The following is a 19,898-nucleotide window of genomic DNA, read 5'->3' on the forward strand; positions in this document are numbered from 1 at the left end:
GGTGTGTTTCCCCCCCCCCCCCGCCCGCCCGCGCGCGCGGCGGGGGGCCGCGGGGCCGGCGCCCCCGGGCGGGGGCCCCCCCCCCCTCCCGGGGGCCCCCCCCCGCCCCCCGATCGCCGATGCCGGTTCGGCCGGGGCTCAGTGCCCCGCGGACTCCTCGGGGCGGGCGTGGCGCGGGAGGAGGAACGCGAGCAGGAAGGTCAGGGCGAGCATGCCGTCGACGATCCACAGCACCGTCTTCATGACGGAGCCGAAGCCGCTCCGGAAGGCCGACGATGCGGTGGCCCGCAGCGCGGCGGGTACCCGGGCGCCGGCCTCGGGCGAGGTCACGGCGGACCGAGCGTCCTTCTCCAGACGCGCGCAGGACGCCGGGGTCGCGGCGGGATCCTTTGCGACGGCGCGGTCCGAGGCGCACTCGCGCAGGTCCGCCACGACGCGCTCTCGGGTGGCGGGCGCGACGTGCGCGGCGGCGAGCTGCCCGCGCAGGCCGTCCGAGTGGTGGTCGACGGCGGTGGCGATTCCGCCGCCGAGCAGACCGAAGAACACGGTGCCTAGGATGGCCACGCCGAAGGCGCCACCGAGCTGCTGTATCGCGGTCATCGTGCCGGACGCCGAACCCGTCTCGTGCTGCTCGACACTCGCGAGCACGATGTCGAAGAACGGCGCCATGAGCAGACCCATGCCGATGCCGGTGACGAGCAGGGACGGGACGAGCTGCCAGGGGCCGACCCCGCTTCCCGCCAGGTCGAGAGTCAGCCAGACGCCGAACACGCCGAGTGCCATGACCAGCGCGCCCGCCTGGAGCACGGCTCGCCCGAACCGGACGACAGCCTGAGCGATCCCGAAGCCGACGATCATGCCACCCGACCAGGGCACCATCACCAGGCCGGCCTTGAGCGGCGAATACCCGAGGCCGATCTGGGTGTAGAGGTTGAAGACCAGCATGAAGCCCTGCATGGTCGAGAAGAACACCAGCCCGAGGGTCATGCCGCCGCTGAACCCGCGCTTGCGGAAGAGGCTGGGGACGACCAGCGGGTCCCGGCCGTCCTTGCTGCGGCGCGCCTCGTACTTGGCGAAGGCGACGAAGGCGACCACCGAGGCGGCCATCAACGCGAACGTCCACAACGGCCACTCGTACACACGACCCTGGACGAGCGGGAAGATGATGAGCAGGGCGGCCAGCGAGACCATGAGCATGCCGGGAATGTCGAGGCGCGGCTTGTTCTCGGACAGGGTCCGCGGCAGGTAGCGAAGGGCGCCGAGGATGGCCGCGGCACCCAGCGGCAGGTTGATGAGGAAGATCATCCGCCAGCCGGTGCCGAAGTAGTCGGCGTCCACGAGCCAGCCCGCCAGGATCGGTCCGCACACCGCGGACAGTCCCATGACCGGGCCGAACATGCCGAAGGCCTTCTGCGACTCCTTCGGCGGGAACATCTCCTTGATCATGCCGAGGCCCTGGGGCAGCATCACCGCGCCGAACAGGCCCTGTACGACACGGGCGCCGATCAGCATCTCGGGCGACACGGACATCGCGCAGAGCAGCGAGCCCAGGGTGAAGCCGGCAGCGCCTACCAGGAACATCCTTCGGCGGCCGTGGATGTCCCCGAGGCGTCCTCCGGTGACGAGGCCGACGGCCATCGAGAGGGTGTACGCGGCGGCGAGCCACTGGAGTGTGGAGGCACCGCCGCCGAGGTCGGCCCGCATGGAGGGGCCGGCGATGTTCGTGACGACGGCGTCGAGGAGATCCATCACCTCGGCCGCGAGGATCACGAAGAGCGCAGCCCAGCGCCACCGGTAGGGCGCTGGTGAGTCGGTGGGCGTCTCGGTGGACGCGACACCGGTGGTGGACATCGGAACTCCTCGTAAATGAGCCGCGGCGCGGGGCGACGCGGTGGGACGGGTGGATGTGACTGCCCGGCACCCTGGCGCGGCCGTGGGCAGGCGGGCGTCCGGGCGAGTGGAGAACGCTGTTCACCTTAACAGAACGGTGCTCACCGGGAGAACGCTGTTCACTAAGATATAGCGCAACCCTGGCGCGGGAACAAGATATATCGCGTTTCCTCGGTGAACGACGCTCGTCGAAGGAGAACGCTGTTCTCCCCATGCCTAGACTGTCCTCATGACCGACGCGGCCGCCGACACCCCCGCACCCCCTCCGCCCTCCCCCTGGGAGCGCGAGCGCCCTGCCCGCACCCGCGTTGCCCCCGTACGCGCACCTCTGTCACGCGAACGCGTCGTCGAGGCTGCCTTCACCGTGCTCGACCGCCAGGGGCTCGACGGCCTGTCCATGCGTCAGGTGGCGGCCGAACTCGGGGTGACGGTCTCCGCGCTCTACGCCCACGTCAGCTCCAAGGACGAACTCCTGGAGCTGATGTACACCCGGCTCTTCGACGGCTTCACGCTGCCCGAACCCGACCCGGAGCGGTGGCGGGAGCAGGTGCGGGACTTCGCCCGCTCCGGGCGGCAGCGCCTGCTGGCCCACCGGGACATGGCCCGGATTTCCATGGCCCACGTCCCATTCACCGCCGAACTGCTGCCCCACGTCGAGGCGTTGCTCGCCATCTTCCGCACCGCCGGGCTCCCCGACCGCATCGCGGCCGAGGCCGGTGACCTCATCTCCACCTACATCGACGGGTTCGTCCTGGAGGAGGGCATGTGGCAGGACCGGGCCGCCCAGCACGGCGGTGACACATCGTCTCTGGCCCGCCCCGACTGGAGCGAGATGGCCGACGAGATGCAGAACTACTTCGCCTCCCTGCCCGCGGAGGACTTTCCCCATCTGCGCTCCCTGGCCGGACTGATGGTGACGGACTCCTCGGACGAGAGATTCGACATCGGTCTGGAGATCATCCTGCGCGGCCTGGCGAGTTACCTGCCCGACTCCGAGACCAGTGCGACTCCGGACTCTCACACCCAGCCACCTCGTCGAACGCCCTGAGACCATGACCACGGCGGGGCGGCGAAGACTCCTGCTCCGGCATCCCGGCCCGTGGTTCAGATCGTGGCCTCATGGGTCGCGTCTCGTCTTCGCCGGGTACAGGGGCGGATGATCTTCGATTCGGGGCGACATCCTCCGGCGCGCCAACCCAGGGGCCCGGCAGCCGTGATGGCCGCCTCGAGGTCGGCCCGTACGCCTTTCCCTTCGAAGGACTCGCGGAGGCGGCGGCCCGAGGCGCGGGATGTACGGCCCTGTCACCGCATCCGGCGGACGAGAACAGCCTCTGCGGCGGCGCAGGTCGGAACGGGCCCGTATCGCCGCCGCACCCGGTCGTGGCCGAGGGCCGCCCCGGGACGGCACATGCGCCGTCACCCGACAGGCCGTCAATGACTCGCCGACGCACGGTCGGGCGGGCCGTGGGGGGCTGCGTATGGCGTGGTCGTCCAGGCTCGCTACGATGCGCTGCCGATCGCGCCCGAGGCGGCGCAGACCGGCTTTCGGAGGGGGATACCTGTGTTCGTCCTGTCCATCTTGCTGCTCATAGCGGCGGTCGTGCTCTTCTTCGTCGGCCGCGCACGCTCCGCCGGGAACTGGAAGCTCGGGGCGGCGCTCAGCGCCGTAGCCGGCGTGCTGGCCGGCGTCTTCACCTGCGTCTATGTCGTGAGCGCCTATGAGGTCGGCGTCCCGGTGACCTTCGGCAGGGTCGGCACGCCGCTGACCTCCGGCATCCACTTCAAATCGCCGTTCACCGAGGTCACGTCCTACTCCACCCGCCCGGTGGATCTCAACCTCTACGACAAGGACGTGGTCGAGGTCCGCTCCTCGCAGGGCGGAGTGCTGTACGCGGACGTCACCATCAAGTGGGCGGTGGTGCCGGCGAAGGCGGTCGGGCTGTACCGGCTGGCCGGCAGCGAGGGAGCCATCGAGGCGCGCCTGGTGCTGCCGGACAGCCGCGAGATCATCCGCAATGTCTTCGCGAAGCACACCAGCGAGGAGGGTTACGCCTCCGCCCGCGAGCAGATCGGCTCGGAGATCGAACGCCTCGTCAAGGAGCGCCTGGCGCCACGCGGGATCGATGTCACGGCTGTCAATCTGCGCAATGTGAAGCCGTCGGACAAGCTTCAGGACCAGATCGACAAGAAGATCCAGCAGGAGCAGGCCACCGAGCGGGCCGTCGAGGCGTCGCGCACGGCGAAGGCGGAGGCGGAGCGCAAGCGGATCGAGGCGGAAGGCACTGCCCGCGCCAACAAGATCATCGAGAAGTCGCTGAGCGACAAGGTGCTCTACAACCAGTGCCTGGACGCCTACAGGGAGGCTGCTAAGGCCAACCCGGTGTACGCGGTGCCGTGCGGAACGAACTCGGGCGGCACGCCGGTCATCGTGGACGACAGCAAGAACTAGTGACTGGGATCGGCGGGTCTGGTCGTTCCACGGCGCCAGGGCCGCTATAAGTTCGACGACTTGCACACCGACCCCCTGAGCACATCGTGACCCGGTGGCTCGGGCCCGATGCACCGGAGAACGCCCCGTGAAGATCCACCTCACCAACGTCTTCGTCGACGACCAGGACAAGGCCCTGCGCTTCTACACCGACGTGCTGGGTTTCGTGAAGAAGCACGACGTCCCGGTGGGGACGGACCGGTGGCTGACCGTGGTCTCGCCGGAAGACCCCGACGGGACCGAACTGCTGCTCGAGCCCTCCGGTCACCCCGCGGTGCAGCCGTACAAGACGGCGCTGGTCCAGGACGGCATCCCGGCCGCCTCCTTCGCCGTGGACGACGTACGGGCGGAGTTCAACCGGCTGCGCCGGCTCGGGGTGGACTTCACACAGGAGCCACTCGAGATGGGCACGGTCACCACTGCGGTCCTCGACGACACCTGCGGCAACCTGATCCAGATCGTGCAGAGCAAGTAGGGGGCCTGGGTCACTCGGCCGGTGGATTCCTGTTGGGTGGTACGGGGGACGCGTTTCTGCGCCACCCGGCCACTCACCGGCCGGGTCGGCCCTGCAGAACGCGGGTGCCTGGGGCGCAGCTCTCCCTGAGCTCGTCGAGTTCGGCCGGGGCCAGCTCGTGCGCGGAGCCGCGCCGGCTGTGGTCGAGCGTCGCGGATCCGCTGATCAGCCACTGGGGGAGCGGATCGACGCCGATGAACTCGGCCAGGCGGGTCAGCTCCCCGGCGGGATCGTCGAGGAGGTCTTCGTAGGCGAGAGCGGCGCCTTGGCCGCCGGGCAGTTGACCTAGGAACCGCGTTCCCTCGGTGACGAGTTCGGACCAGAGAGTGCCGAACGTCCGTAGGGGGATGTCCCGGTCGCGTACGAGGGCGGGATCGAAGCGGTCGTCGAGCAGTGGCGAAAGGTCCGCAGGCAGTGCGCGCGTGTGCTCGGCCGTGAGGTCGGCGAAGCTGTCGATGCCCGCGCGTGCCTTGATTTCGCGCAGCAGGGAGATCGTGCGGTACCCGGGATGACGGCTCATGGACAGAGCGCAGTCCGGACCGTCCCTGAACATGTGCACGAACCTCGCCTGCGGGAATGCGGCCCGCAGCCCCGGCGCCCAGCCTGTCGAGTAGCCCGAGCGCTCCACGACGGCGCGCCGTCCGAACCGTTCGCAGAGCAGGTCGAACAGCGCTTGGTGGTGCTCGGCTGCGGTGCGATCCGGCCACCGGACCAGCGCTGCGCGGAGTTCGTCGAGGAGCCCGTCGGGGTCGTCGGTGAGGTGAGGCAACACCATCAGGGAGAGCGCGGGAATCCCGGTGGTCTCCGTCGCGTACCTTCCGGGGCGGCGCGTGTACAGGAACTCCGGCAGCGGCAGCCCGCTACGGATCATCCGTTCGAAGTGCGGGGCGGGCCGGAAGAGCGACTCCCAGAACTCTTCACCGGTCGACTTCCCTTCGGGGAAGGCGGCGTCGCCCACGGAGGCCATGAACTCGTTGAGGCTCAGTACGTCCGGGTGAGCGTTGAGAATGCGTGACAGCGCGGTGGAGCCGCTGCGCCCCGTACCGATGACGAAGGTCAAGGAACGCACGGTCAGCCTCCGCAGCTATGTGACACCCGGGACCGGGCCCGGACTACCTGTGCACTATCCATGACGGCCGGGTGTCCAAACGGGCTCCGGTCTCCGGGGGTGTACCGGTCGCTCACCCGGTCGATCCGGATCTACGACGGTGCCGGCGAGGAAGCACCGGCGATCAGCAGCCTGGGTGCGCCCTTGCCGTCCGCGGGCACGCTCCACAGGTCGCTGCTGCCGACCTTGCCGTTGGCCGGGAGGGCATAGGCGACGGTGTGGTCGTCGAGCCAGGCGGCCTGGTCGTCGACGCTGTGGCGCTCGGCGAGTGCCGTCTCGTGCAGAGTGGTCAGGTCGAGGACGTACTCGTGCCAGAGGGTCGCACCGGACAGGACCCGTTTCTTGAAGGCGACGCGGGTCCCGTCGGGCGAGAGTGACGGACACTCCACGTTCTGGATCAGGGTGGTGACCGTGTGCCGGGAAAGTGAACCGCGGATCAGGTAGGTGCGGTTGGCGGTGTTGAGGGTGGCATAGAAGGTGTCGTCGTCCTTGGCGAAGGTGACGCCCCAGAAGTTGATGTCCGAGGCGTGATAGGGCTTGCCGTCCAGGACGACGGAGAAGCTCTCCAGGCTGGGAGTCAGTCGCATGGTGCGGGTGTCCAGGATCGAGGTCCTGGTGGAGAAGAAGGCGGACGAGTAGGACTCGCCGGAGACGAAGACGGTCCAGGCGACGAAGCGGCCGCTGGGCGAGACTCGGGCCCGGCTGGGGGTGCCCGCGAGCGGAAAGGTGCGCAGGGTACGGAGGTTGCGGTCCAGGAGCAGGGCACGGTTGCTCTGCTTGAGGACGCCGGTGACGGACTGGAGGCAGACGCCCGTGCCGGTCGCCGCGTAGAAGCGTGCGCACTTCAGGTCCGAGGCGGTCCGGCCGCCCCTCGGGTCGGTGGACGGGACCGAGGCGACCGCGGTGCGGTGCGGGCCCGCCGCCCCGTTCACGAAGGCCAGGCGGCCTTTCTGGCCGAGCGTCAGCTTGCCGGTGCTGACGGCGGGGCCACCCGACTGCGGCTGGTCGGCCCGATCCGCGCGGGCGGCGGCGTGCAGGACCACGCCGGTCCCCAGCCCGGCGAGAAGCAGTACCGCCGTGAAGAGTATGAGAAGTCGGCGGCCCAGCGGTGTCATCCGGATCCTTGTGGTCGTGGTGGTCATCGGGTCCCTCCCGTCGGCCGCAGCACCATGCCCGCGACGGCCGCGCAGCACAGCAGGCCGGCGGCCGCTCCGGCCAGCGCCGGACCGTCTCCCCACGCCGTCCAGGCGGCGCCGAAGCCCAGTGAGCAGGAGAACCGGGCCAGCGCCTGGCTGGTGCCTACAAGGGCGAGGCCGCTGGCGCGCAGCTGTTCGGGCACGATGCCGGCCAGAGCAGCGGGAAGCACACCGTCGGTGGCCGCGTAGAACGTGCCGTGCAGGGCGAGTACGAGGCAGGGAAGAGCCGATGTGTCCGGGGCCCACAGCAGCAGGGCGTAGGCGGTGAGGAGTCCGGCGTGTCCGGCGAGGAACACGGTGCGCCGCCCTATCCGGTCGGCCAGCGCGCCGGCGGGCACGGCCAGCAGCAGGAACACCGCTGCGGTGCCCAGCGGCAGCAGCGGGAACCACTCCTCGCCGATGCCCACGCGCCGTTGCACGAGCAGGTAGACGAAGGCGTCGCTGACCGTGGTCAGGCCGAGCAGCGCGGCACAGCCCGCGAGCGCCCGCAGCCGCGGTATGCGCAGCAGCGCCAGCGCCTCGCGTACGCGGACGGGCCGTCCGCCGTCCGGCGCACCGGCTTCGTTCGACCGCGTGTCGTGCCGTCTGCCGGGTACGAACAGCACCAGTACGAGCAGGCCGAGCGCGGCGACGCACGCGCTCACGCCGAACACGGCGTCGTAGCCGTCGGCCGCCGCACGCAGGATGAGGAAGGCCACCAGTGGGCCGAGCATCGCGCCGGTGGTATCCATCGCTCGATGTACGCCGAAGGACCGGCCCTGGTTCTGGGGCGGCGTGGACAGGGAGATCATCGCGTCGCGCGGGGCGGTGCGCAGGCCCTTGCCGGTCCTGTCCAGGGCGAGGACCGTGCCGAGCGTGCCCAGGCCGCTCGCGAGCAGGAGCAGCGGCTTGCACAGCGCGGACAGGCCGTAGCCGAGCCCGGCCATCAGCTTGTGGTTGCGCACCCGGTCGGCGAGGTGACCGCCGGTCAGCTGGACCAGGGCGCCGGCCCCGTTGTAGACGCCGTCGAGGGTGCCGAACCCCAGCGGGCTGAAGCCCACCTGGCTGACAAGGTAGAGCGGCAGGACGGCGGTGACCATCTCCGAGGAGATGTCGGTGATCAGGCTGACCGTGCCCAGCACGAGCACGACAGGGGCGACCTTGGGCCCGAAGGCACGTCCTCGGCCCGGCTCGGCGCCGGCCGCCGACGGCGCGGAGCGGTCGGTGAGATACATGGTCAAAGGCTCCAGGTGCGGTGCGATCAGTTCTGCCGGCTGCTCTCGTCCCGTAGCCAGGTGTCGAAGTCCTGTGCCCGGACGGCTTTTCTGGCCCCTCGCCGGGCGACCACCGCCGCCGCGACGAAGACTGCGACCGGCATGAAGAGCCTCGGCTCTCTGCGGAGTATCGCCTTGAGATCTGCCGTGCTCGTGCGCGCCGAGGCCTCCTCCGGTCCCTGATGCCGTTCGACCTGGGCGGTGGAGACCGCGGCCCGGATCCGACGTTTGATCAAGTCCGGCCAGGTGCGCGGCGGGTGGACCACTACACGGGCCCTGCCGACCACGAGCCGCTCCTCCGGAGCGAAGGCCAGGGAGGCGGCCAGATCGTCCGCCATGAGCGGTGGCAGCTCGGCGATCCGGGCGTGCCCGGCCTTGGAGACCGCGATGACCCCTCGGCCGAACAGCCCCTCGCGCACGGCGGGCAGACGCTGCCACACCTGGTAGTAGGCGCGCACCCGCCAGGCGCAGGCCTTGAGCGGGATCTGCCGTTCGGGGGCGGTGGCGAGGATCCCCGGGGTGCCGTCGTCCAGGGGCTCGGTCAGTGTCCGGACGTCGGCGCCCGTGATCACGACATCGGCGTCCACATAGACGCGTGGGAAGCCGCGTGCGTGGTCGTCACCCGCCCGCAGTGCGGCGTGCTTGGAGGGGACGGGGATCTCGACGACTCGGACGCGCGGCCCGCGAGCGGCCGCGATTCGCGCGGTGTCGTCCGTGCAGCCGTTGCATACGACCACGATGTCGGTCTCGTTCTCGGAGGAACCGGTCTCGCAGGAGTCGGCCAGCAGCGAATCGAGGAGCCGGCCGATGACTCGCGCCTCGTTGTGGGCCGGGATCACGATGCTCGTCACCTGGGCAGTATGCCGTTGACGTCACTATTGCGATGTGTGTTTCGTCCAACTGTTCCCGTGGCTGCGTCCAGTGGTCTAGATTGAGGTCCGCCGGACCGGTTTGGGTGGGGAACTCGTTCTTGACTGCATGTCACGGTACGGCTCTTTGAACGCATTTGAACAGTCAGTAACCAGCATGCTGGGGGCGCGAGGCGGTTGGGGACCGCTGAAGCCCCCTCGCTTTCCGGTGCCGCTGTGTCGAGGGCACTTCGGTCAGGGGTAGCCGCGCATGTGGTGGGGGGAGCATGACCATTGAGGTCACGCATGAGCAATTGGTTGTGGAACGTAGAAGTCCGGAAACGCGCCCAAGACGTTGGGAGCAGAGGTACCGGATCGTCCTGCTGGTCACGGACGCCTTAGCGGCCGCTGTCGCGGCGTTCTTGGTCCACGCGGCCTACGGCCGCTGGGCGGTGGCCCTGGTGCTGCCCCCGACGTGGATCCTGGCGATGCTCGCCCATCGCTCCTACGACCGCAGCGCCCTGGGTCTGGGGACCGAGGAGTACCGACGGGTGCTGCGTGGCGCCGTCGCCCTGCCGGCGCTGGCCGTGGGTGCGTATTACCTGTTCACGCAGGATTCCGGACTCCTCCATGACATGACCATGGCTGCATTGTCGCTCCCCGTGATCGCCCTGCCGGTCCGGTACGCGCTGCGCCGCCGTCTGCACAGACGTTGGGCGCGGGGGCGGGACCGGAGCGCGACGCTCCTGATCGGGCCGTCGCACGGCATCATGGAGCTGGTCACCGTGTTGCGGCGTGGCGGCGTACAGGAGCTGCAGACCGCCGGCGTGTGTCTGAGCGATCCGGAAAACGCCGCACGGATCCGGAAGTTGGGGCTGCCCTTCCTCGGGGGAGTCGGCGACATGGACGTCGTGGTCCGGGCCCTGGGCATCAGCACCGTGGTGGTCCTGCCGGCACCCGAGTACGACGCCTCCGTCCTGCGGCGGATGTCCTGGACGGCGGCCGTACAGGACGTCGACTTCCTGCTGGCCCCCGTGCTGGCCGACGTGTCGGCCTCCCGGCTGGCGGTCCGGCCCACCAACGGGGTGCCGCTGGTACGGATACACGCCCCGAACCTCTCCCGGATCTCCCGGGTGCCCAAGGAACTGCTGGACCGGTCGCTCGCCGCGGGACTCCTGGCCTTCCTCGCGCTGCCCATGCTGCTGATCGCCCTGCTCGTCCGGCTGGACAGCTCCGGGCCGGCGCTGTTCAGACAGCAGCGGGTGGGCCGGTACGGCGATCACTTCACCATGCTGAAGTTCCGCACGATGCGGCAGGACTCGGAGGCTCTCCGGGCGGAGTTGGCGCACCTCAACCAGAACAGCGACGGCCTGCTGTTCAAGGTGAAGGGCGACCCGCGGATCACTCGAGTCGGATCGTTTCTGCGCCGTAGCTCGCTCGATGAACTGCCGCAGCTGATCAACGTGGTCAGAGGCCACATGTCGCTCGTCGGGCCCCGCCCGCCGCTGCCCGAGGAGGTGGAGGAGTACACACCGGAGATCAAGCGCCGGCTGCTCGTGAAACCCGGCCTCACCGGGCTCTGGCAGGTGAGCGGTCGCTCCGACCTGCCCTGGGGAGAGGCGGTCCGGCTGGACCTCGGATACGTGGACAACTGGTCGATGGGACTGGACGTGTCGATCCTGCTGCGCACCGGGTCCGCGGTGGTGAAGGGAACCGGGGCCTACTGATGGACCGAAGGAAGAGGAGCCAAGTGACGCAGATCACGGAGCCGTTGGGGGTCGCGGTCGTCGGGGCCGGCTACTGGGGTCCCAACCTCGTACGCAACTTCCAGGCCAGCGAGCAGTTCCGGCTGCGCTGGCTGTGCGACCTCGACGTGGACCGGGCCCAGCGGGTCCTCGGCGGCTATTCGACGGTCCAGGCCACCTCCGACTACGCCGCCGTCCTCGCGGACCCGTCCGTGGCCGCCGTCGCCGTGGCCACGCCCGCCGGAACCCACCTCGACATCGCCCTGGCCGCCCTGCGCGCCGGAAAGCACGTCCTCGTGGAGAAGCCGCTCGCGGCGACCTACGCCGACGGAATGCGCCTGGTGACCGAGGCGGAGGAGCGCGGACTCACCCTGATGTGTGATCACACCTACTGCTACACGCCCGCTGTGGGCCGCATCCGGGAACTCGTCCGCACCGGCGAACTCGGCGAGATCCACTTCGTCGACTCGGTCCGGATCAACCTCGGGCTCGTCCAGAAGGACATCGACGTCATGTGGGACCTGGCCCCGCACGATCTGTCCATCCTCGACTTCATCCTCCCCGACAACGTCGAACCGGTCGCCGTCGCCGCCCACGGGGCCGATCCGATCGGTGCGGGCCAGGCCTGCGTGGCCTATCTGACCCTCCAGCTCAACACGGGTGCGATCGCCCACGTGCACGTCAACTGGCTGTCGCCGACCAAGGTCCGGACCACCATGGTGGGCGGCGCCAAACGCACCCTGATCTGGGACGACCTCAACCCGGTCCAGCGCGTGGCGGTCTACGACCGGGGCGTGGACCTGGCGGCACCGCAGGAGATCGGCGCGGACGAGCGCAGGGAGATGCTCATCTCGTACCGCTCGGGGGACATGGTGGCTCCCGCGATCGGTGAGAAGGAAGCGCTGCGCAGCATGGTCGACGAGTTCGCCGACGCGATCAGGGAGCGCCGGGCACCGCTGACCGACGGCCGGGCGGGCCTGCGTGTGCTGGACATCCTCGAGGCGGCGTCCCGCAGTCTCGAGTTCAAGGGCGCGGTCGTCGGCCTGCGCGCCGGGCACTGACGGTTCCAACCCATCGAGAGGGCACAGCAGTTGAGCAGCGTACGAGGCAAGAAGATCCTGGTCACCGGGGGAGCGGGCACCATCGGCTCCAACCTCGTCGACCTCCTCGCCGAGGGCGGCGCCCGCGAGATCGTGGTACTGGACAACTTCGTGCGCGGGCGCAGGGCCAACCTCGCCCAGGCCCTGACCAGCGGCGTCGTGGAGGTCGTCGACGGCGACATCCGGGACGCCGCCACCGTACGGAAGGTCACCGAGGGCGCCGACCTGGTGTTCCACCTCGCCGCGATACGCATCACGCAGTGCGCGGAAGAACCCCGGCTGGCCAATGAAGTCCTGGTCGACGGCACCTTCAACGTGTTGGAGGCGGCGGCCGAGGCCGGCGTGGCCAAGGTCATCGCCTCGTCCTCGGCGTCCGTCTACGGCATGGCCGAGACCTTCCCGACGACCGAGCGCCATCACCCGTACAACAACGACACCTTCTACGGCGCGGCCAAGGCCTTCAACGAGAGCATGCTGCGCAGCTTCCACGCCATGTACGGACTGGACTACGTGGCGCTGCGCTACTTCAACGTCTACGGCCCCCGGATGGACATCCACGGCCTCTACACCGAGGTTCTGATCCGCTGGATGGAACGCATCGAGGCGGGCGACCCGCCGCTGATCCTGGGCGACGGCACGCAGACCATGGACTTCGTCGACGTCAGGGACATCGCCAGGGCCAACGTGCTGGCCGCCGAGTCGGATCTCACCGACGAGGTGTTCAACATCGCCAGCGGCACGGAGACTTCGCTGAAGGAGCTCGCCCAGGGTCTGCTGGAGGCCATGGGAGCGCCGGACCTGAAGCCGGAGCACGGGCCCGCCCGCGCGGTGAACGGCGTGATCCGGCGGCTCGCGGACACGACACGGGCCGCCGAGCGGCTCGGCTTCACGGCCCGGATCGACCTGCGCACCGGGCTGCGGGACCTGGTCGAGTGGTGGCGCGCCGAGCGTGCGGCCACTGCGGCCACCGGGGAGGCCGCGCGATGAGCACGGACCGCATCCCCGTGATGATCCCCTGGCTGGGCGAGGAGGAGGCCGCGGCCGCCTCCGAGGCGGTGCTGTCCGGCTGGGTCGCCCAGGGCCCCCGGGTCGCCGCGTTCGAGCGGGCCTTCGCGGAGCGGGTGGGAGCCGAACACGCCGTCGCGGTCAGTTCGTGCACCACCGCCCTGCACCTGTCGCTCGTCGCCCTGGGACTCGGGCCCGGCGACGAGGTCGTGGTGCCCTCGCTGTCGTTCATCGCCACCGCGAACGCCGTGCGCTACGTCGGCGCCGAGCCGGTGTTCGCCGACGTCGACCCCGGCACGGGCAATCTGACCAGGGCCACCGTGGACGCGGTCCGCACCCCCCGCACCAAGGCCGTCCTCGCCGTCCACCAGGGCGGCGTACCGGCCGACGTGCACACCCTGCGCGCCGCCTGCGCCGACTGGGACATCCCCTTGGCCGAGGACGCGGCCTGCGCCATCGGCTCGACCGTCGGCGGCAAGCCCGTGGGGCACGGCGCCCTTGTCGCCGCATGGTCCTTCCACCCCCGCAAGCTCGTCACGACGGGCGAGGGCGGCATGGTGACCACCGACGACGCCGAGTGGGCGGCACGCCTGCGACGACTGCGCGAACACGGGATGAACGCCTCCGCGGCGGAGCGCCACGCAAGCAACAAACCGCTCCTCGAAAGCTACCTCGAGGTCGGCTACAACTACCGGATGACGGACGTCCAGGCCGCCATCGGCCTGGTCCAGCTCGGCAGACTCGACGCGATGATCACCCGCCGCCGCGAGCTGGCGGCACGATACGACGCGCTGCTGCACGACGTGCCCGGCCTCACCCCTGTACGCGACCCCGCACACGGACAGAGCAACTTCCAGTCCTACTGGGTGCTGCTGGACGAGCGCTTCCCCGTCGGCCGGGACGACCTGCTCGCCGCGCTCGCGGAGGCCGGCGTCTCCGCCCGGCGCGGAATCATGGCCGCGCACCTCGAACCCGCCTACCGGGACCACCCCTCGGCGCCGCTGCCGGTCACCGAGCGGATCAGCCGCGACTCGCTCATCCTGCCGCTGTTCCACACGATGACCGAGGCCCAGCAGGACCGCGTCGTGGCGGCGCTGCGAGAACAGGCCCGAAGATGAGCAGGCTGCTGATCATCGGCGCGGGCGGCTTCGCCCGGGAGACCGCACAGGCCGTACGGGACGCGGGCGACCTGGAGCTGCTCGGGCACCTCGACGACAACGCCGTCCTGCACGGCACCGAGGTGGACGGTGTACCCGTCCTCGGCGGCTGCGACCTGGTCCACGGCCTGCCCGGAGCCAGGGTGGTGATCTGCGTGGGCAACCCGGGGGACTATGCCGCCCGCGCCCGTCTGGTCCGCAGGCTCGGCCTGCCCGCGGACCGCTACGCCACCGTGATCCACCCGACGGCGGCGGTGTCCGCGACATCGGAGGTCGGACCCGGCTCGGTCCTGCTCGCGCACTGCGTACTGACCGCCGCCGTGCGGGTGGGCGCGCATGTGGCGGTGATGCCGCATGTCGTACTCACCCATGACGACGTGGTCGAGGACTTCGCCACGATCGCCTCCGGGGCACGCCTGGGCGGCGGCGCACGGCTGCAGCGGGGTGCGTACGTGGGCTCCGGGGCCCTGGTCAGGGAAGGCACGGCGGTCGGCGCCTGGTCGCTGATCGGGATGGGGAGCACGGTGCTCGGCGATGTTCCGCCGGGCGAGGTGTGGGTGGGGAGCCCGGCCCGGCGGCTGCGCCGGGCGGCCGCTCCGGCGCTCGACGAACTTGCGACGCGAACAATGGGGGAACCCGTCACATGAACCAGATTCCGCTGGTGGACCTCAAGGCGGCCCACGAGGAAGTCGCCGACGACGTGCGGGCCGGATTCGAACGTGTCCTGGCCCGCACCGCGTTCATCGGGGGCGAGGAAGTCCGCCTGTTCGAGCGCGAGTACGCGGACTTCGGCGGCGTCGCGCACTGCGTGGGCGTCGCCAACGGCACCGACGCCGTCGAGCTCGCCCTGCGTGCCGTCGGGGTCGGGGCCGGCGACGAGGTCGTGGTGCCCGCCAACACATTCATCGCGACCGTGGGCGCGGTGGCCAGGACCGGCGCGCGCCCGGTCCTCGCGGACTGCCTGCCCGACGGCTACCTGCTCGACCCCCAGGCCGCGCTCGACGCCGTCGGCCCGGCCACCCGCGCGGTCGTACCCGTGCACCTGTACGGGCAGATGGCCGACGTGACGGGTCTGACCGGCCGGATTCCCGGCCGCGTGCGGATCGTCGAGGACGCCGCCCAGTGCCAGGGCGCGACCCGCGACGGCCGGACCCCCGGCAGCGGCGGGATCGCGGCCACCAGCTTCTACCCGGGCAAGAACCTGGGTGCCTACGGCGACGCGGGCGCGGTGCTGACCGACGACGAGGAACTGGCCGGCCTGGTGCGCGCGATCGCCAACCACGGCGGCGTCGAGAAGTACCGCCACGACGTGCCGGGGTTCAACAGCCGTCTGGACGGGCTGCAGGCCGTGGTCCTGCGGGCGAAGCTGGCCCGGCTGGCCGACGGAAACGCGGCCCGGCGGGCGGCCGCGGCCCGCTACGACACGCTGCTCGCGGACCTGGCGGCAGCAGGCCGGGTCGTACTCCCGACGACGGCGCCCGGCAACGTCCACGTATGGCACCTCTACGTCGTCCGGATCGCCGGGGCGGACCGCGACGACATCGTGGGCAAGCTCAACGCCGAGGGCATCGGCGCCGGGGTGCACTATCCCGCCCCGGTCCACCTCACCCCGGCGTACCGCCATCTCGGCCACGCCCGGGGCGACTTCCCGAACGCCGAGCAGGCGGCCGAACGGATCCTGTCGCTGCCGCTCTACCCGCAGATCACCCCCGACCAGCAACAGCGTGTCGTCGACGCTCTCACGGCCGCGCTCGGAAGCTGATCGGCCTCCGGTTTCACGCTCGACCCCGACCTCACGGGTCGGTCCTGCACAGCACCGCTGAGAGGTACACATGAACAAATGGAGCAGACGGATACGGGGCGGCCGCCTCGCCGCCGTGGCAGCATTGATATGGGCGGTGCTCCCAGGGGCCGCGCCCGCGCAGGCGGCATCCGATCCGTGCGGAACGGGCTCGAACCCCATCGTCTGCGAGAACTCCAAGCCGGGAAGCCCGAAGTCCGACTGGTTCTCGCCCAACGCCTACGGTGACATCAAGGGCTTCACCACCAAGGAGAGCGTCCAGGCCGGTGACACCGTCCAGTTCAAGGTCCAGTCGAAGGTCTCGTACCACATCGAGATCTACCGCCTGGGCTGGTACGGCGGCGACGGCGCGCGCGAGATGTCGACCGCGGCCCAGGCGGCAGTGACCTATCCGGCCAACTACACGACCAAGCCGGCCGGTTGCACCACCAAGAGCAGCACCGGCCTGACCGACTGCGGCAACTGGCCCGTGACCGCGACCTGGACGGTGCCCAGCGACGCCGTGTCGGGCCTGTACATCGCAAACATAACGCAGACGGACGGCGACGGCCTGATGCCGTACCCGTTCGTCGTCCGCAAGGACTCGAGTACCTCCGACGTAGTCGTGCAGACCAGCGACCAGACCTGGCAGGCCTACAACGACTACGGCGGCCAGGATCTCTACGGAGGCACGGGACCCGCGCCGGACGGCCGTGCCTACGAGGTCAGCTACAACCGGCCGCTGGACATCGGTGGTGACAACGGCATCTACGGATCCGAGTACATGATGCTGTCCTGGCTGGAGCGCAACGGCTACGACGTCAGCTATCTGTCCGGCGTGGACGTGTCGACCAACGGCGGCACCCTGCTGAAGAACCACAAGGTGTACATGTCCTCGGGCCATGACGAGTACTGGACCCAGAGCCAGTACTCCAACGTCCTGGCGGCCAGGAAGGCCGGCGTCAAGGAGGCCTTCTTCAGCGGCAACGAGGTCTTCTGGAAGACCCGGCTGACCCCGAGCATCGACGGCACGAGCACGGCGAACCGGACCCTGGTCTGCTACAAGATGACCAAGATGGCGCAGAACAACGGCATCGCCGACCCCAGCGGCACCTGGACCGGCACCTGGATGGACCCGGCGAGCACCGACTACGGGACGGACTACCAGCCGCCGAACATCCTCACCGGCTCCATGTTCCAGGTGAACGGCTACCGCAGCGACGCGATCACCGTCCCCGGCTCGTACGGCAAGAACCGGCTGTGGCGCAACACCTCCGTCGCGAACCTCACGTCGAGCCAGACCGCCACCTTCCCGACGGGCACGCTCGGCTACGAGTGGGACAGCGACATCGACAACAGCACCAGACCCGCCGGGGCGATCGACCTGTCGTCCACGACGGTGGACGTCGCCGACGGCAAGTACCGCCTGGACTGGGGCAACGTGTACGGCAACGGCACGGCGACGCACAATCTCGTCGAGTTCCGCGACCAGGACTCCGGGGCCCTGGTGTTCGGGGCGGGCACCGTGCAGTGGTCGTGGGGCCTGACCAACATTCCGACGTACAACCCCGATGACACCGTGGTCACCGAGGACGCCCGCATGCAGCAGGCGACCGTGAACATCCTCGCCGACATGGGCGTCCAGCCGAAGACCCTGCAGAGCAACCTCACGACCGCGACGGCCTCCACCGACACCACGGGCCCGGCCGTCACCGTGAAGAGCCCGGACTCAGGCGTCACCGTCCCGGCGCTGAAGCCGGTCACCGTCACCGGCACCGCCACCGACTCCGGTGGGGGCGTGGTGGCCCGCGTGGAGGTGTCCACGGACGGCGGAAAGACCTGGAAGGCCGCCACCGGCCTCGCGTCCTGGAGCTTCACCTGGACGCCGACGACCCCGGGGGCGGCGTCCATCAAGGTCCGCGCGGTCGACGACAGCGTCAACATCGGCACCGTCACCACCATCCCGGTGACCGTCGGCCCGCAGGCCTGCCCCTGCACCATCTGGCCGGCCTCGGCCGTTCCCGGCACCGTCAACGCGGGCGACGGCAGCTCGGTGGAACTCGGCGTCAAGTTCCGTACCACGTCGGCCGGTTCGATCACCGCTGTCCGCTTCTACAAGTCGCCCGCCAACACCGGAACCCACACGGGCAGCCTGTGGAGCGCCTCCGGCACCCGCCTGGCCACCGGCACCTTCACCAACGAGACGGCCTCCGGCTGGCAGCAGCTGAACTTCGCCACGCCGGTGACCGTCAAGGCCAACACCACCTATGTAGCGTCGTACTTCGCCCCGAACGGCGGATACTCCTACGACGGCGGCTACTTCTCCGGCAGCGACGCCGGGCTGGCCCCGCTCACGGGGCTGAAGTCCGGCACCGACGGCGGCAACGGCGTCTACCACTACGGCTCGACCAGCGCCTTCCCCTCCTCACAGTCCTCCGGCAGCAACTACTGGGTCGACGTGGTACTGGACACCTCGACGGCCAGTACGACCCCGCCCACCGTCACCTCGACCTCCCCGACGTCCGGCGCGACCAACGTGTCGATCACGTCGCCGGTGTCGGCCGTCTTCAGCTCGGCCATCGACGCCGACAGCCTGACGTTCACCCTGAAGGACCCGAACGGCAACACCGTGCCCGGGGCCAGGACACTCCCCGTGTCGAACAAGGTGACCTTCACACCGTCGACGGAGCTGGCGCTGCACACCACGTACACCGCCTCCGTCCAGGCCTCCGACCTGTGGGGCAACACCATGGCGGACCCGGTGACGTGGACCTTCACCACCAGTTCCACCCCGCCGGCGGTCACCTGCCCGTGCACACTGTGGAACTCCTCCACCGTGCCGGCCACCACCGACATGACCGGCGACACCAACTCCGTCGAGCTGGGCACCCGGTTCACGTCCTCGGCCAGTGGCTGGGTCACGGGCGTCACCTTCTACAAGGGCACCGGCAACACGGGCACCCACACCGGCAGCCTGTGGTCCGACGACGGAACGCTCCTCGCGACCGGTACCTTCACCGGCGAGACGGCCTCCGGCTGGCAGCAGCTGACCTTCGCCACTCCGGTCGCCATCACCGCCGACACCGCGTACGTCGTCTCCTACCACGCGCCGAACGGCAACTATGCGGTGGACGGCGGCTACTTCGCGGCGGCCCACCAGTCCTATCCGCTGACCGCCACCGCCGACACCACTGCGCACCACAACGGGCTCTACCGGTACGGCACCGGCTCGGCCTTCCCCAACAGTTCCTACGGATCCGCGAACTACTGGGTCGGCCCCGTCTTCACCGCCGAGAACCCGAGCGCGATGCGCTCGACGGCCAGCGCCTCGGAAGAGACCGCGTCCTCGGTGTCGCACACCGCCGACGCGAAGGACGCCCTCGTCCTGACCGTGCCCGGCAAGGCCAAGCTGTCGTCCGTCAGGGCCACCTTGACCATCCTGCCGGGTCCCAAGGCGGCCGCCGCCGGAAAGCTGCACATCACGGCCGTCACCTCCTACGACCGGGCCAGGAACAAGGTGTCCGTCCACCTGTCCGCGCCGTTGCCGGACGGCACCCGGTTCAAGGTCACGATCACGGCCCGGGACAAGCACCGTCACACGGTGAAGTCCCAGAGCTGGAGCCTGACCAGCAAGACCGTCCGCAAGAAGAAGAACTGACCGACCAGAATGCACCGGTGGTGGTCCGCCCCGAGAGCGGGGGAGACCACCACCGGGGATTGGCTTCCTCATCGATGAGCCGGGCTCGGATACACAACACCCAGCCCACGCAACCTGGAACACACACGTGTGTCGCCGCGGGGGCTGCCTCAGCTG

Annotated in this window: 15 protein-coding genes and 1 pseudogene; 11 read left to right on the forward strand and 5 right to left on the reverse strand. The window is 69.9% G+C overall.

Features of this window, described 5'->3' with window-relative positions; all coding sequences use genetic code 11:
- Positions 1-138: 138 nt before the first annotated feature.
- Positions 139-1,851: an MFS transporter gene (locus tag ACFW2E_RS17405; RefSeq protein ID WP_384467245.1), complete on the reverse strand. Its 1,713-nt coding sequence runs from the start codon at positions 1,849-1,851 to the stop codon at positions 139-141.
- A gap of 268 nt (positions 1,852-2,119) precedes the next feature.
- On the opposite strand from ACFW2E_RS17405, the gene ACFW2E_RS17410 reads away from it, so the two are divergent.
- The 4 genes and pseudogenes from ACFW2E_RS17410 (at position 2,120) to ACFW2E_RS17425 (ending at position 4,853) form a co-directional block, all read left to right on the forward strand.
- On the forward strand, positions 2,120-2,938 hold the full coding sequence (locus tag ACFW2E_RS17410; RefSeq protein ID WP_384467247.1) for a TetR/AcrR family transcriptional regulator: 819 nt from the start codon (positions 2,120-2,122) through the stop codon (positions 2,936-2,938).
- Between the two features lie 513 nt (positions 2,939-3,451).
- On the forward strand, positions 3,452-4,339 hold the full coding sequence (locus ACFW2E_RS17415; RefSeq protein ID WP_384467249.1) for a prohibitin family protein: 888 nt from the start codon (positions 3,452-3,454) through the stop codon (positions 4,337-4,339).
- Positions 4,340-4,342: 3 nt separating this feature from the next.
- Positions 4,343-4,470 (forward strand): annotated as a pseudogene (locus ACFW2E_RS17420) (transcriptional regulator); the annotation flags it as partial.
- Positions 4,467-4,853: a VOC family protein gene (locus ACFW2E_RS17425; protein ID WP_384467251.1), complete on the forward strand. Its 387-nt coding sequence runs from the start codon at positions 4,467-4,469 to the stop codon at positions 4,851-4,853. The pseudogene ACFW2E_RS17420 and the gene ACFW2E_RS17425, both read left to right, overlap by 4 nt.
- Before the next feature lie 73 nt (positions 4,854-4,926).
- Here the strand turns inward: ACFW2E_RS17425 and ACFW2E_RS17430 are convergent, their stop codons facing one another.
- The 4 genes from ACFW2E_RS17430 to ACFW2E_RS17445 all read right to left on the reverse strand — a co-directional run bounded on the left by ACFW2E_RS17430 (position 4,927) and on the right by ACFW2E_RS17445 (position 9,300).
- Positions 4,927-5,961, reverse strand: coding sequence for a sulfotransferase family protein (locus ACFW2E_RS17430; protein WP_384467253.1), 1,035 nt, complete (start codon positions 5,959-5,961; stop codon positions 4,927-4,929).
- A 131-nt stretch (positions 5,962-6,092) separates the two neighbouring features.
- Positions 6,093-7,115: a TolB-like translocation protein gene (locus tag ACFW2E_RS17435; protein WP_384467273.1), complete on the reverse strand. Its 1,023-nt coding sequence runs from the start codon at positions 7,113-7,115 to the stop codon at positions 6,093-6,095.
- A gap of 23 nt (positions 7,116-7,138) precedes the next feature.
- A complete protein-coding gene (locus tag ACFW2E_RS17440) occupies positions 7,139-8,410 on the reverse strand; it encodes an MFS transporter (RefSeq protein ID WP_384467255.1) in 1,272 nt (423 codons plus the stop codon).
- A 26-nt stretch (positions 8,411-8,436) separates the two neighbouring features.
- A complete protein-coding gene (locus ACFW2E_RS17445; RefSeq protein ID WP_384467257.1) occupies positions 8,437-9,300 on the reverse strand; it encodes a glycosyltransferase in 864 nt (287 codons plus the stop codon).
- Positions 9,301-9,584: 284 nt separating this feature from the next.
- Here ACFW2E_RS17445 and ACFW2E_RS17450 point away from each other — a divergent pair, with 284 nt between their 5' ends.
- From ACFW2E_RS17450 to ACFW2E_RS17480, 7 genes are all read left to right on the forward strand, one after another.
- Positions 9,585-11,024 (forward strand): sugar transferase, encoded by a 1,440-nt coding sequence (locus ACFW2E_RS17450; protein ID WP_384467259.1) that lies wholly within the window; start codon positions 9,585-9,587, stop codon positions 11,022-11,024.
- A 23-nt stretch (positions 11,025-11,047) separates the two neighbouring features.
- Positions 11,048-12,103, forward strand: a complete 1,056-nt coding sequence (locus tag ACFW2E_RS17455; RefSeq protein ID WP_384467261.1) for a Gfo/Idh/MocA family protein — start codon at positions 11,048-11,050, stop codon at positions 12,101-12,103.
- Between the two features lie 30 nt (positions 12,104-12,133).
- Positions 12,134-13,129: an NAD-dependent epimerase/dehydratase family protein gene (locus ACFW2E_RS17460; RefSeq protein WP_384467263.1), complete on the forward strand. Its 996-nt coding sequence runs from the start codon at positions 12,134-12,136 to the stop codon at positions 13,127-13,129.
- Positions 13,126-14,265 carry a DegT/DnrJ/EryC1/StrS family aminotransferase gene (locus ACFW2E_RS17465; protein WP_384467265.1) on the forward strand — a complete coding sequence of 380 codons (1,140 nt, stop codon included), beginning with the start codon at positions 13,126-13,128 and terminating at the stop codon, positions 14,263-14,265. The genes ACFW2E_RS17460 and ACFW2E_RS17465 overlap by 4 nt, the downstream gene beginning before the upstream one ends.
- Positions 14,262-14,951 carry an acetyltransferase gene (locus tag ACFW2E_RS17470; protein WP_384467267.1) on the forward strand — a complete coding sequence of 230 codons (690 nt, stop codon included), beginning with the start codon at positions 14,262-14,264 and terminating at the stop codon, positions 14,949-14,951. Before ACFW2E_RS17465 ends, ACFW2E_RS17470 begins: the two co-directional genes overlap by 4 nt.
- The gene (locus tag ACFW2E_RS17475; RefSeq protein ID WP_384467269.1) at positions 14,948-16,066 is read left to right on the forward strand and encodes a DegT/DnrJ/EryC1/StrS family aminotransferase; all 1,119 of its coding nucleotides are present in this window, start codon (positions 14,948-14,950) and stop codon (positions 16,064-16,066) included. Before ACFW2E_RS17470 ends, ACFW2E_RS17475 begins: the two co-directional genes overlap by 4 nt.
- A gap of 70 nt (positions 16,067-16,136) precedes the next feature.
- Positions 16,137-19,742: a DUF4082 domain-containing protein gene (locus tag ACFW2E_RS17480; RefSeq protein WP_384467271.1), complete on the forward strand. Its 3,606-nt coding sequence runs from the start codon at positions 16,137-16,139 to the stop codon at positions 19,740-19,742.
- Positions 19,743-19,898 lie beyond the last annotated feature (156 nt).

The sequence above is a fragment of the Streptomyces sp. NPDC058964 genome, from assembly GCF_042741275.1.
Classification (GTDB): Bacteria; Actinomycetota; Actinomycetes; order Streptomycetales; family Streptomycetaceae; genus Streptomyces.

Coding starts and splice junctions, on each gene's coding strand:
- ACFW2E_RS17475 (WP_384467269.1), top strand. CDS start 14,948: ATGAACCAGATTCCGCTGGTGGACCTCAAGGCGGCCCACGAGGAAGTC.
- ACFW2E_RS17410 (WP_384467247.1), top strand. CDS start 2,120: ATGACCGACGCGGCCGCCGACACCCCCGCACCCCCTCCGCCCTCCCCC.
- ACFW2E_RS17465 (WP_384467265.1), top strand. CDS start 13,126: ATGAGCACGGACCGCATCCCCGTGATGATCCCCTGGCTGGGCGAGGAG.
- ACFW2E_RS17405 (WP_384467245.1), bottom strand. CDS start 1,851: ATGTCCACCACCGGTGTCGCGTCCACCGAGACGCCCACCGACTCACCA.
- ACFW2E_RS17450 (WP_384467259.1), top strand. CDS start 9,585: ATGACCATTGAGGTCACGCATGAGCAATTGGTTGTGGAACGTAGAAGT.
- ACFW2E_RS17440 (WP_384467255.1), bottom strand. CDS start 8,410: ATGTATCTCACCGACCGCTCCGCGCCGTCGGCGGCCGGCGCCGAGCCG.
- ACFW2E_RS17470 (WP_384467267.1), top strand. CDS start 14,262: ATGAGCAGGCTGCTGATCATCGGCGCGGGCGGCTTCGCCCGGGAGACC.
- ACFW2E_RS17480 (WP_384467271.1), top strand. CDS start 16,137: ATGAACAAATGGAGCAGACGGATACGGGGCGGCCGCCTCGCCGCCGTG.
- ACFW2E_RS17435 (WP_384467273.1), bottom strand. CDS start 7,115: ATGACACCGCTGGGCCGCCGACTTCTCATACTCTTCACGGCGGTACTG.